Source organism: Azospirillum sp. B510 (genome assembly GCF_000010725.1).
In the GTDB taxonomy this organism is placed as follows: Bacteria; Pseudomonadota; Alphaproteobacteria; order Azospirillales; family Azospirillaceae; genus Azospirillum; species Azospirillum lipoferum_B.
In genome coordinates this window covers 838,117-850,661 of the sequence record NC_013854.1, presented here as the reverse complement: position 1 = coordinate 850,661, position 12,545 = coordinate 838,117, and the positions used below count along the sequence as shown (strand labels likewise).

12 protein-coding genes and 1 pseudogene are annotated in these 12,545 nt (G+C 68.3%); 9 read left to right on the top strand and 4 right to left on the bottom strand.

Going from position 1 to position 12,545, the window contains the following annotated elements; translation table 11 throughout:
- Nucleotides 1–140: 140 nt before the first annotated feature.
- The 4 genes and pseudogenes from AZL_RS03930 to minC all read right to left on the bottom strand — a co-directional run bounded on the left by AZL_RS03930 (nucleotide 141) and on the right by minC (nucleotide 3,882).
- Entirely contained in the window at nucleotides 141–1,550 is a 1,410-nt protein-coding gene (locus AZL_RS03930) for a CRTAC1 family protein (protein ID WP_012973372.1), read from the bottom strand.
- A 410-nt stretch (nucleotides 1,551–1,960) separates the two neighbouring features.
- Nucleotides 1,961–2,209 (bottom strand): annotated as a pseudogene (gene minE, locus AZL_RS03925) (cell division topological specificity factor MinE); the annotation flags it as partial.
- Nucleotides 2,206–3,021, bottom strand: a complete 816-nt coding sequence (gene minD / locus AZL_RS03920) for a septum site-determining protein MinD (RefSeq protein WP_012973370.1) — start codon at nucleotides 3,019–3,021, stop codon at nucleotides 2,206–2,208. The pseudogene minE and the gene minD, both read right to left, overlap by 4 nt.
- 93 nt (nucleotides 3,022–3,114) lie before the next feature.
- Nucleotides 3,115–3,882, bottom strand: coding sequence for a septum site-determining protein MinC (gene minC, locus AZL_RS03915; protein ID WP_042442480.1), 768 nt, complete (start codon nucleotides 3,880–3,882; stop codon nucleotides 3,115–3,117).
- 791 nt (nucleotides 3,883–4,673) lie between these two features.
- Between minC and AZL_RS03910 the strand changes: the two genes are divergently transcribed.
- From AZL_RS03910 to AZL_RS03870, 9 genes are all read left to right on the top strand, one after another.
- Nucleotides 4,674–5,432 carry a PhoH family protein gene (locus AZL_RS03910; RefSeq protein WP_012973368.1) on the top strand — a complete coding sequence of 253 codons (759 nt, stop codon included), beginning with the start codon at nucleotides 4,674–4,676 and terminating at the stop codon, nucleotides 5,430–5,432.
- Between the two features lie 254 nt (nucleotides 5,433–5,686).
- Nucleotides 5,687–7,867, top strand: a complete 2,181-nt coding sequence (locus tag AZL_RS03905; RefSeq protein WP_012973367.1) for a bacteriohemerythrin — start codon at nucleotides 5,687–5,689, stop codon at nucleotides 7,865–7,867.
- A gap of 130 nt (nucleotides 7,868–7,997) precedes the next feature.
- Nucleotides 7,998–8,612 (top strand): SCO family protein, encoded by a 615-nt coding sequence (locus AZL_RS03900; RefSeq protein WP_012973366.1) that lies wholly within the window; start codon nucleotides 7,998–8,000, stop codon nucleotides 8,610–8,612.
- Between the two features lie 263 nt (nucleotides 8,613–8,875).
- Complete coding sequence (locus tag AZL_RS03895) at nucleotides 8,876–9,244, top strand: AtpZ/AtpI family protein (RefSeq protein WP_012973365.1); 369 nt, start codon at nucleotides 8,876–8,878, stop codon at nucleotides 9,242–9,244.
- A gap of 12 nt (nucleotides 9,245–9,256) precedes the next feature.
- Entirely contained in the window at nucleotides 9,257–10,000 is a 744-nt protein-coding gene (locus tag AZL_RS03890; RefSeq protein WP_012973364.1) for a F0F1 ATP synthase subunit A, read from the top strand.
- A gap of 80 nt (nucleotides 10,001–10,080) precedes the next feature.
- Nucleotides 10,081–10,305: an ATP synthase subunit C family protein gene (locus AZL_RS03885; protein ID WP_012973363.1), complete on the top strand. Its 225-nt coding sequence runs from the start codon at nucleotides 10,081–10,083 to the stop codon at nucleotides 10,303–10,305.
- Between the two features lie 93 nt (nucleotides 10,306–10,398).
- Nucleotides 10,399–11,049, top strand: a complete 651-nt coding sequence (locus tag AZL_RS03880) for an F-type H+-transporting ATPase subunit B (RefSeq protein WP_012973362.1) — start codon at nucleotides 10,399–10,401, stop codon at nucleotides 11,047–11,049.
- A complete protein-coding gene (locus AZL_RS03875) occupies nucleotides 11,046–11,525 on the top strand; it encodes a F0F1 ATP synthase subunit B (RefSeq protein ID WP_012973361.1) in 480 nt (159 codons plus the stop codon). Before AZL_RS03880 ends, AZL_RS03875 begins: the two co-directional genes overlap by 4 nt.
- Nucleotides 11,526–11,727: 202 nt before the next feature.
- Nucleotides 11,728–12,510, top strand: a complete 783-nt coding sequence (locus AZL_RS03870) for a DODA-type extradiol aromatic ring-opening family dioxygenase (protein ID WP_012973360.1) — start codon at nucleotides 11,728–11,730, stop codon at nucleotides 12,508–12,510.
- Nucleotides 12,511–12,545 lie beyond the last annotated feature (35 nt).

Genomic DNA, 12,545 nt, shown 5'->3' with positions numbered 1-12,545 from the left:
GCCACGCGTTGCCCCGCAGCGCGGGCGCCGCAACGAAAAGCACTTTAATGTGACGTAAGCCGACAGGAAAGACCCTACCTGTTGCAACGCCGAAATATTTGCGGCGCCATCGGTCGGCGACCCCAGCGGCGCCGGTCCGCCTATTCCGGCGGGTAGGGAATGGTCAGCAGCCGGTCAGCCGGCGGGTTGTCCACCGTCACCACGATGCCGTCGGGCCAGCGCACCTCGATCTGTTCGACCTCGTGCAGCGACCCCAGCCCGAAATGCGCCACCGGCTCACCCTGGCAGAGATAGCCGGAGCCGGCGCAAACCACCCGGCGCTGGCGGCGCCCGCCGGCGATCAGGCTGACCACCGCGCCGCGCGCCGGAGCGCCGAAGGGGGTCAGCGGCTGGACGCGCAGCCAGCCATTGCTGGTTGCCGCCGGACGGTAGATCGAAAGCGGCTGCGCCGCGCCGTCGGCGACGTCTTGCAAGGCGTCGTGGCCCGAAGCATGCGCGGCGCCGTGCGCCAGCACCAGTTCCAGCCGGCCATCCCCGTCGATGTCGGCGGCGACGGCGCCGGTGCCCAACCCTTTCGGCTCGGCGGCGTCGCCCAGTTCCAGCTCCCGCCATTGGTCGTCGCGCCAGCCAAACAGGCGGTTGGGTTCGCCATGGGCGTGGAAGAACAGCTCCGGATAGCCGTCATTGTCAAAATCGGCGGCGACGACGGTGAAGATGCGGCCGGGCATCGACAGGTCGGCATCGGCCGATTCGACGAAGCTGCCGCCCATGCGCTGATGGAACAGGCGTTGCGCCCCGTCCCAGGTGCCGACCACCAGATCGAACAGCCCGTCGCCATCGGCGTCGAGCGCCGCCACCGCCCGGCCGGAGGGACGCGAATCGGCGATGCCGCGTTCCTCGGCGATCTCCTCGAAATTGCCGTCGCCCAGATTGCGGAACAGCTGGTTGGGGCCGCCGTCGTTGACCGTCACCACATCCATATGGTCGGACAGGATGGGCAGGATGGTGACGCCGCGCGCGGCGCCGATGGCGTCCAGCCCGGCCTCCTCCGCCCCATCCTCCAACCGGCCGCGCCGGGTCAGCTCATAGAGGCGCAGCGGGCCGCCGTCGGTCGCCACCAGGAAGCCGTAGCGGCCATGGCCCCAGCGGTCGATGGCCGCCACCGCGCCGGCGGCGGTGTGGTTGGCCGCCCCGGCATTCTCCGACTGGGCGAACAGGTCGAGCCAATGCTTGCCGAAACAGGCGAACAGCCGGTCGGCCATGTCCTTCGCCCCGGTAGCGCGGTCGCTGTTGACGACATAGAGCTCCTCCCGCCCGTCGCCGTCGATGTCGGCGGCGGCCAGCCCCAGCGCGGGACCGGCGGGATCGGCCAGCAGCGGGGGGGCGATGTCGACCAGACGGCCGTCCACCCATTTCAGAACGCGGTTGGCGGTGCGGTAGCCGGCCACGACCAGCTCGAAGGCGCCGTCGCCGTCGATGTCCGTGACCGCGATTCCGGTCGACGGCCGCGGCGGGTTCTCGGCGATCAGCGACGAGCAATCGAGGAACATCGGCACCCTCTTCCCGTGATCGATACGCCGCCGGACAGCCCCGGCAGGCACCTCCGGCGCGCCATTCGCAGGCCATTGGAGCCATTGGGCTTTCACGCGGCTTATCTTTGTTGATACCCCGTTGCCGCCCGGCCGTAAACCCGGACGGAGGATCAGGGACGGCCTATGTCCGATGCCGCCGCCCGTCGCGCGCCCCGATCCGCATCCGCCAGAATGCGAAAATCCCCCCGTTGCGGCCGCACCGGAGGGATTTCAGGGAGCATGACGGCGCGGAAACCGGACGGGACCACTTAGCCGCGCTTCTTCGCGCCGGCATTGCCGACGGCGCCGCCGGCCGGACGCTTGGCGGCGGCATCGTCGTTGCCGGCGGGCTTGTCGCCCGCCTTGGCCGCGGTCGCCTTGGCCTGTTCGCGGGCCGGCAGCTCGATGTTGACCTCCAGCGTCGAACAGTCGCCGCCACGGTCGAGCTTCACCTCGACCTTGTTCTCGTCGATGTTGACGTATTTGGCGATCACCGCCAGCAGCTCCTGCTGAAGCATCGGCAGATAGTCGGGGCCGCTGCGCCCGGCGCGCTCATGCGCCATGACGATCTGCAACCGCTCCTTGGCCTGGACCGCCGACGGCCGCGGGGCCGAGCGGAAGAAGCTGAAGATGCTCATGCGCTCCTCCGCAGGAGCCGGCTGAACAGGCCCTTCTTCTGGGGGGTGACGAAGCGGTGCTCGATGTCCTCGCCCAGGAAGCGGCCGACCGCGTCGGAATAGGCCAGACCGGCGTTGGAGGCCTCGTCGAGGATCACCGGCATGCCGACGTTGGAGGCGCGCAGCACCGCCTGGCTTTCCGGAATGACGCCGAGCAGCGGGATCGCCAGGATCTCCAGCACGTCGTCGACCTTCAGCATCTCGCCCTTCTCGACGCGCTCGGGGTCGTAGCGGGTCAGCAGCAGCTGCTGGGTCACCGGCTCCAGCCCCTGCTCCGCCCGGCGGGAGCGCGAGTTCAGCACGCCCAGGATGCGGTCGCTGTCGCGCACCGACGAGACTTCCGGGTTGGTGACGATGATGGCGTGGTCGGCGAAATAGAGCGACATCAGGGCGCCGCGCTCGATACCGGCCGGGCTGTCGCACAGGATGTAGTCGAATTCCTTCGACAGCTCGTTCAGCACCTTCTCCACCCCCTCGCGGGTCAGCGCGTCCTTGTCGCGCGTCTGCGAGGTCGGGAGGATGTAGAGATTTTCGATCCGCTTGTCCTTGATCAGCGCCTGGTTGAGCTTGGCCTCACCATTGATGACGTTGATGAAGTCGAAGACCACCCGGCGTTCGCATCCCATCACCAGATCGAGGTTGCGCAGCCCGACGTCGAAATCGATGACGACCGTCTTGAAGCCGCGAAGCGCCAGCCCGGTCGCGAATGCCGCGGACGAGGTCGTCTTGCCGACACCGCCCTTGCCGGAGGTCATGACGATGATCTTGCTCAACGAAGCCTCTCCCATAATCCCAAAGTTGCCGTCACCGATACCGACTCAGTCCGAAGTCTTCAGCCCCCGGACAACAGTCCGTCGCTACAACCCTCAGGCGTTCTTCAGCAGTTCCATGCTGAGAACGCCATCGCGCAGGAAAACCTGCACGGCTTTCTTATAAAAGTCACTGCCGATGTCTTCGCTGACGCGATAATTGCCTGCGACCGATAGCACCTCTGCCTCCAAGCTGTGGCAGAAGATGCGGGCGCCGGTGTCGCCGGAGAAGCCGGCCAGCGCCCGGCCGCGCAGCGCGCCATACACGTGGATGTTGCCGTCGGCCAGCAGCTCCGCCCCCGGCGAGACCGAGCTGGCGACGATCAGGTCGGTCTTCTCGGCATAGACCCGCATGCCGGAGCGCACCGGGTCAGTCACCACCACGGCCGGACGGTGGACGACCTCGATCAGCACCTGCGGCGCCGGGATCGGCGCCTGCTGGTCGTGCTGGCGCGGATCGGGGGCCTTCACCACCTCCTCCAGCTTGGCGGCGCGTCCCGACGGCATCGGCGTCAGCCCGACGGCCGCCGCCGCCTCGCGCACCGGCTGCGGCCCGCCCTGGAAGCCGACCGGCAGCAGATGCAGCGCCCGTACCTGCGCCACGAAAGCGCCCAGATCAAAGACGACGCTCTCCGGCAGATCGTCGAAATCCAGCACGACCGGCGCGTTGCGGAAGAAATTGGGCGCCTGGCGCACCTTGACGCTGAGCTGCGTGAAGAAATCCGGCGATGTGGGCGCGAAAACCTTCAGCACCATCATGGTGAAGGAGTTGCCACGCAACTGGAACGGCGCATCCCGTTCGGCGACCTGACTGGCGCTGCTCACCGTAGCCTTCCCGTTCGTTCCCGCCGTCCCGTGCCGTGCGTCCGGTTCACCCGTGCGCCCGCAACCGCCATCGCGCAGCCCCGGCATCGAGCCAGCCAATCAGCGCCTTCTAGCCGTCCACACCGGTCGGATTCAAGAGTTTCCCCGTCCGCCGGGATGACAATCGCAAGCCACGCCGCCGCCTGCCGCCCGCCGCAAGACGAAGGCGCATCCCCGCGGCCATCGCCGGGCGCGACGACCGTCAATCGCGGCCCGCCATCCGCATGGACAGACCAGGGTTGCAGCATGTCTTCCGATTTCCCCCTTGGGCGACCATAGTAATGAATGCCCGTGGCAGCGGCAAAGCCTTTCGCCCGCCTCAGCCGGAAGGCTATCCGGCAGCCGGTCCGGCTCGGCGGAAAGGGTTACCGAGCCCGCCTTCGCCGGCTTTCCTGCGGCACCCACACCACATCTGGTATGAATATTTTGCGTCGGCCGCAATTTCGCCTGACGCCGCGTGTTGAGACCGCTACAGTCGGACTTGCGTGGTCCAACAATGACGACGAGGTTCTCTTGCACCTTGTTTCGCCCACAGAGCAGCGCCCGCGTCCGCCCGCACCGGCATCTCCGGCACCGGCGCGCCGTCCGGACACGGCATCCGGTGCGGCACCCGGCGCGGCAGTCCCCGGCACGCGACATTCCGACCGATCGAGCCTCCCCCCGTGGGAGGCTTTTTTTGTGCCCGGCCCGGTTCCGGCCGCCTTGGTTTCGATCAATTCCGGCGCCACCCCCACCATTCGAGGAGATGCGACATGGCCAAGCGTTCGAGCAAAGGCATCGCCGCGGCGGACGACGACTCCTCCGTCCGCCCGCTTTTCCCCGGCATGAGCAGCCGCGCCAGCGTCGGCTGGGACCCCCTTGGTGGCAATGAGGATCGCCGCGACCAGAGCTATCTGCGCAAGGTCAAGCCGCAGAACGCCAACCAGAAGCTTCTGATGGACGCCATCAAGGCGCACAATCTGGTGGTGGCGCTGGGTCCGGCCGGCACCGGCAAGACCTATCTCGCCATCTCGTCGGCGGTGGAGGCGCTGGAATCGGGCAGCGTCGACCGCATCGTCCTGTCCCGCCCGGCGATCGAGGCGGGTGAGAGCATCGGCTATCTGCCCGGCGACATGCACGAGAAGATGGCGCCGTTCCTGCGCCCGCTCTACGACGCGCTGACCGACCGGCTGGGGTCCAAGCGGCTGCGCGCCCTGATGGCCGACGGCACCATCGAGATCGCCCCCGTGGGCTTCATGCGCGGCCGCACCCTGAACAACGCCTTCGTGGTGATCGACGAGGCACAGAACTGCACCTATGCCCAGATCAAGATGTTGCTGACCCGGCTCGGCTGGCATTCCACCATGGTGCTGACCGGCGACCCCGACCAGACCGACCTGCTGGACAACCTGTCGGGGCTGTCCGACATCGCCCGCCGGTTGGAGGCGGTGGAGGGAATCGCCGTCGTCCGGCTGACGGAGAAGGACATCGTCCGCCACCCGCTGGTGGCGAGCATGCTGACGGTGCTCTGAGCGCGACCGGTCTTCCGGCGGTTGCGCGGGAGGCGTGACGACAACGCCTCCCGCCCGTCCTTTTGACTTGGCCGCGCCCGCCCAGCCGCGCCTGATTGTCGCACGGCACACTCGATTATGGTTGCAATTACGACATTCTGGTGAACGAAACGTAAGCCACACAAACAAATAATCTTGACGCCCCGCCCCGCCGCGGCAAAAGTCCCGAAAATTATAGGGACACCGCCATTTTATTGCCGGAGGGGGTTGCTGCCGTGACCGTTGCCTTGTTCGAACGCATCAGCATCAAGAGCAAGATCGGACTGATCCTGGCGGCGGCCGGGCTCGGGCTGGTCCTTGTCGCCGCGGTCAGCCTGATGGGCCTGCGCGCCGAGATGATGGCCGACCGCCAGGACAAGACCCGCAACGTCGTCGAGGTCGCGCACAGCCTGATCACCCATTACGAGGCGCAGGAGCGCGCCGGCGCCCTGCCCCGCGCCGAGGCGCAGGCGCGGGCCAAGGCGGCGCTGAAGACGCTGCGGCACGACGGCGACGAGTATTTCTTCATCACCGACCTCGCCCCGCGGATGGTGATGCACCCGATCAAGCCGGAACTGGACGGCACCGACGTCTCGAACACCACCGATCCCAACGGCAAGCGGCTGTTCCGGGAATTCGTGCGGGTGGTGAAGGCCGACGGCGCCGGATTCGTCGATTATCTGTGGCCCCGGCCGGGGGCGGCGGAGCCGGTGGCGAAGCTGTCCTATGTCAAGGGCTTCGCCCCCTGGGGCTGGCTCGTCGGCTCCGGCATCTACATCGACGACGTCGATGTCGCCTTCCGCCAAGCGGCGCTGCGGCTGGCCGGCACCGGCCTGCTGATCGCCCTGGCGGCGGTTCTGCTCGCCCTGCTGGTCAGCCGCGCCATCGTCCGGCCGCTGGATGGGCTGGGCCGGGTCATGCGGGATCTGGCCGGCGGCGACAGCGCGGTCACCGTCCCCGGCCTCGGCCGCGGCGATGAGATCGGCGCCATGGCCCGCACGGTGGAGGTCTTCCGCGTCCAGCAGATCGACCTAGCCCATCATTGGGAGCGGCAGAAGACCGAGCATCGCGTCACCGAACAGCGGGCCCAGGCGCTGAAGCGTCTGACCGACCGATTCGACGCCACCATCGCTGAGACGATCCGCGGCGTCGGATCGGCCGTCGGCACGCTGGAGACCACCGCCCGCGCCCTGTCCGCCACCGCCGACCGCAACCGGCGCGAGGCGACCTCCGTCGCCAGCGCCTCGCAACAGGCCAACAGCAGCGTGCAGACCGTCGCCTCGGCGGCGGAACAGCTGACCGGCTCCATCACCGTGATCGGCGAGCAGGTGGTGACCTCGTCCGCCATCTCCACCCAGGCGGTCGAGGCGTCGCGCAGGGCCGGCGCGCAGATCGACGGGCTGGGCCATGCCGCGCAGCGGATCGGCGAGGTCGCCGATCTGATCGCCGGCATCGCCGGCCAGACCAACCTGTTGGCGCTGAACGCCACCATCGAGGCGGCGCGGGCCGGCGAGATGGGCAAGGGATTCGCCGTGGTGGCCGGGGAGGTCAAGAATCTGGCCAACCAGACCGCCAAGGCCACCGAGGAGATCGGCCAGCACATCGCCGAGGTGCGGGAGGCGACCCGCGCCGCCGTCGCCGCGATCCGCGAGATCGGCGTCATCGTCGCCCGCAGCGACGAGATCGGCACCTCGATCGCCGCCGCCGTCCAGCAGCAGGGGGCGGCCACCGGCGAGATCGCCCGCAGCGCCGGCGAGGCGGCGGAGGGCACCCGCCAGGTCTCCACCAGCATCGACGCGGTGTCGGGGGCGGCGCTGGAAACCGAACGCTCGGCCGAGGCGCTGCTGGACGCCGCCGGCGGGCTGTCGCGGCAGGCCCAGGGCCTGCGCGGCATGGTCGATGCCTTCCTGACCAATGTCGGATCGATCAACGCCGCCCCGCTGGCCGAGCTGCACACCGCCCCGGCCGACGCGCCGGACTGCTTCATGCCGTGGAGCGACGGGCTGGCGGTCGGCGAGGAGGCGATCGACACCGACCACATGATCCTGATCGCCCTGATGAACGAGGCGGCGGCGCTGGCCCGGCCCCCCCGCGCCGGCGACCGGGGAACGGCCGCCAAGGCGCTGAAGGAGGCGGTCGGACGGCTGCTGACCTATACCGCGCTGCATTTCGACCAGGAGGAACGGCTGATGGAGCGCAGCGGCTATCCCGACGCCGCGGGCCACAAGGCCCAGCATGACGCCCTGCGCACCCGCGCCGAGGCGCTGCACCGCCGCCTGGAGGCCGGCGACTCCGTCGCCGACGAGCTGCTGGCGCTGCTGCGCGACTGGCTGTTCGAACACATCCAGCGCGCCGACAGGCGCATCGGCGACCATCTGGCGGCGGGCGGACGGCGGGCGGCGGCGCGGGCGGCCTGACGGCCGCCCCCCTCCAATCCTTACCTCCCGATCCTCACCCCCGATCGGCCCGCCGATCGTCATAATCCCCGCGCCCCGATGCCGCCCCCCTCTTGACCTGGGCCACGGACGGCCCCATTCCTGACGCACCATGAAGACTCGATTCCTGCGCATCGCCGCCGCCTCCGTCCTCGCCATCGCCGTGTCCGCCGGAATCGCCTGGTGGCAAGTGCGCAGCGCCACCGGCACGGTGGAAAGCGGCACGAAGTCGGCCGTACCGATCGGCGGTCCCTTCACCCTGAGCAACCAACTGGGCAAGTTGGTCACGGACGTCGATTTCCGCGGCAAGTATATGCTGATCTATTTCGGCTATACCTACTGTCCCGACGTCTGCCCGACCGAGCTGGGGGTGATGGCCCAGGCGCTCGACCAGCTGGGGCCGAAAGCGGAGCAAATCCAGCCGGTTTTCATCACCATCGACCCGGACCGCGACACAGTGGCGCACATGAAGGACTATGTCGCCCTGTTCCATCCCCGGCTGGTCGGCCTTACCGGCACCGCGGAGCAGGTGCGCGACGCCGCCCGCGCCTATCGGGTCTATTATGCCAAGGCACCGCAAAAGGACGCGAAGCCGGACGAATACCTGATGGACCATTCCAGCTTTATTTACCTGATGGGTCCGGACGGGAAATTCGTCGGGGTGTATCCGGGCGGCACCGCCGCCGACAAGATCGCCCAGGACCTGTCCGCCCGGATCGCCGGCTGAGAGGGGCGGACCGGCCCCGGACCGCCCCCGGACCGGGTGAAAAGCGGCGAAAAACCCCTGAAAAGCGGTCATACCACCGGGTTTTTTCGCAGGATGGAGCGGGACAACGCGCCGCAGCGCGGCAAAATCGACGAGTCTTCGTGACTTTTCTATTCTTTTCAATGACTTACACCACAGGTTTTGCGACTTGACAGGGTAACGCCCCGCCCGTATGGTCTCGCCGCTTTCGCATGGCTGCGGGCCTAGGGTGACTGAGAGGCGAAATGACCGACAAATCGCCCCCCGATCCCCTGGATGACCTCGAGGCCCGGTTGCGGAAGGCGCGTGAGGGGCAACGTGGCTGGTCGGGCGGACCCGGTAGCAAATACCACCGTCCGCCGCAGGGCGCTCTCGGCACCGCCTGGCGCATCGGGACGGAGTTGGTCGCGGCCATGGTGGTCGGCGTCGGCGGCGGGCTTCTGCTCGATCGCTGGCTCGGCACCGCGCCCTGGGGACTGATCATCATGTTCTTTCTGGGGTCCGCGGCGGGAGTCCTGAACGTCTACCGGGCCGTCACCGGCTTCGGCATCGCCGCCGGCTACCGCCGGCCCACTGGGGACGACAACGAGCGCCGAGACGGCGACGCACACTGAGCGAGGACGACCTTGGATCCGCTGCACCAGTTCCAAATCAACCCGTTGTTCCAGATCGTGCTCGGCGGCTACGACGTGTCGTTCACGAACTCGGCCTTCTTCATGGTCGTGGCCGTGGCGGCGATCTACGCCCTGCTGGTGATGGGCATGGCGAACAAGTCGATGGTTCCCGGCCGCCTGCAGTCGCTGGCCGAGATGTTCTACGAGTTCGTCGCGAATCTGGTGCGCGACAACGCCGGCCATGACGCCAAGCCCTACTTCCCGTTCGTGTTCTCGATCTTCATGTTCGTGCTGATCGGCAACATGATCGGCATGATCCCCTACACCTTCACCTTCACCAGCCACATCATCGTGACCTTCGCGCTGGCGGCGACGGTGTTCGTGTTCGTGACCATCCTGGCCCTGCTGAAGCACGGCCTGCACTTCTTCTCCTTCTTCATGCCGCACGGCGCTCCGGTGGCGCTCGCCCCGATCCTCATCCCGATCGAGGTGATCTCCTACGTGATGCGCCCCGTCAGCCTCTCGATCCGACTGTTCGCCAACATGATGGCCGGTCACACGATGCTGAAGGTCTTCGCCGGCTTCACGGTCATGATGATCAGCGGTCTCGGCGCGCTGGGCTTCGTCACCGGCCTCGTCCCGCTGGCGATCAACGTCGCCCTGACCGGCTTCGAGTTCCTGGTGGCTTTCCTGCAAGCCTACGTCTTCTCGATCCTGACCTGCCTGTACATCCGCGACGCGCTGGAGCTGCACTGAGCCGCTCCCGGCACCGGCCGGACACAAGTTCACCTCAACAGTTCCAACACGTTCACCCTTACCTAGAGGAAGAGAGTACAATGGATCCTCAAGCCGCCAAGTTCATCGGTGCCGGTCTGGCTGTCATCGCCCTCGCCGGTGTCGGCCTGGGTATCGGCAACATCTTCTCGACCCTGATCGGCTCGATCGCCCGCAACCCGGCCGTCCAGCCGAAGGTCTTCCCGATCGGCATTCTGGGCTTCGCGCTGACGGAAGCCGTCGCGCTGTTCGCCCTGCTGATCGCCTTCCTGATCCTGTTCGCCTAAGGCCAGAGCGGCTTTCAAAAAAACAGCTCTGACGCGGCGCCGGGCTTCCTCACCGAAGTTTCGGCGCCGCTCCTTTGCCTAGGGGGACCGATCATGCCGAACCTGTTGGCCAAAGGCCGGCTGGCCCGCTGGTCGGGAGTGGCGGGCGCTTCGCTCGTTACCCTCACCACGATGGCCGGCACCGCGCTCGCGGCCGCGGCGGAGCACGCTCCGAACGCGGCGCACGGCGGCGAGCACGCTTCCGGCGGCCTGCCGCAGCTCAATCCCGCCAATTTCCCGACCCAGATCTTCTGGCTGGCTCTGACCTTCGGCGTTCTCTACCACCTCATGTCCAAGAAGGCGCTTCCGCGCGTGGCCGAGGTTCTGGAGGCGCGGCAGGAGCGCATTTCGCGCGATCTCGCCAAGGCAGCCCAACTGAAGGAAGAGGCCGAGGCCATCCTGGCCCAGGTCGAGAAGTCCCTCGCCGGCGCCCGCGCCGAGGCCCAGGGCGTCATCGCCCAGGTCAGCGCCGAGATCGAGGCGAACAACCAGGCCCGCCAGGGCCAGCTGAACGCCGACATCGCCGAGCGCCTGCGCAGCGCCGAGGCCTCCATCGCCACGGCGAAGGACCAGGCCCTGGCCAACATCCGCGCCGAGTCGACCGGCATCGTCCGCGACATCGCCGGCCGCCTGGCCGGTGTCGATGTCGATCCGGCCCAGGCGGACGCCGCCGTCGCGGCCGTGCTTGAGGAGCGCCGGGGATGAACGCACCTGAATTCTGGGTAGCCATCGCCTTCGTCATCTTCGCGGCCCTGGTCTGGAAGAAGGCGTCGGCCGCGATCGGCACCCTGCTGGACGGCCGCGCCGAGCGCATCCGCGGCGAACTGGACGAGGCCGAGCGTCTGCACAAGGACGCCCAGGCCCTGCTGAACGGCTACCAGAGCCGTCTGGCCGACGCCCAGAAGGAAGCGGAGGCCGTGATGGCCCACGCCCGCGAGGAGGCCGCCCGCCTGCGCACCCAGGCGGCCACCGACCTGGAGGCGTCGCTGAAGCGCCGCGAGGCCCAGGCCATGGACCGCATCGCCCAGGCGGAAGCCGCGGCGCTGGCCGAGGTCCGCAACCTGACGGTCGACGTCGCGATCGGCGCCAGCCAGCGCGTGCTGGCCGGCGGCCTGCCGGCGGCCCAGGCCGACAAGCTGATCGAGCAGTCGATCGGCGAACTGCCGAAGCACCTGCACTGATCGGTCCCTCATCGGTCAGCCGGCCTTGAAAAAGGCCGACCGGGTTCCGCCGCACCGATTATTGCACCGTGAACGACGGTCTTTGAGAAACCCCGGCCTTGGCGCCGGGGTTTTTCTTTGGTCGAATGGAACGGTCGCCACTCTCCTCCCCTGTCGCCCCCTCCCCTGTCGCCCCACCGCCCGGCTGGAGTTCCGTTCACCGATGTCCGAGACCTTCCCCTCCGTCTTCGTCTCCCATGGCTCCCCCACCCTGATCCTGGAGGAGGACAGCGCCGGCCGCGACTTCCTGTCGAAGCTGGGCCAAAGGCTCGGCCGGCCGAGCGCCATCCTGGCGGTCTCCGCCCATTGGACGACCAGGGTGCCGGCGGTGAGCACGGCGGCGGCGCCGGAGACCATCCATGATTTCTACGGCTTCCCCGACGCGCTCTACCGCATGCGCTACGCGGCGCCGGGCGCGCCGGCGCTGGCCGAACGGGTCATGGCGCTGACCGGAGCGGTCACCGACCCGTCGCAGGGGCTGGACCATGGCGCCTGGGTGCCGCTGACGCTGATGTATCCACAGGCCGACATCCCGGTCGCCCAATTCTCGGTCATGCCCTACCGCAGCGCCGCCGACCACATCGCGCTCGGCCGGCTGCTGGAGCCGCTGCGGCGCGAGGGCGTGCTGATCCTCGCCAGCGGCGGCGCCGTCCACAATCTGCGGGAATTCCGCTTCGGCGGAACCAGCGCCGCCCCCTGGGCGACCGGCTTCGCCGATTGGCTGGACAGGACGCTGGAGGCCGGCGACGCGGAGGCGGTCGGCAACTGGCTGGCCGCCTGCCCCGACGCCCGCCGGGCGCATCCGACCGACGAGCATTTCCTGCCGCTGCCGGTGGCGCTGGGGGCGGCGGGACCGCGGCCGAAGACCGAGCGGCTGCATGCCGGCTTCGAACATGGCAGCCTGGGCATGCATGCCTACGCTTTCAGCGCCGGGGATGCCGCCTGACCTTTGGCGGTACTCCGTCGCACACTTGTCTGTTT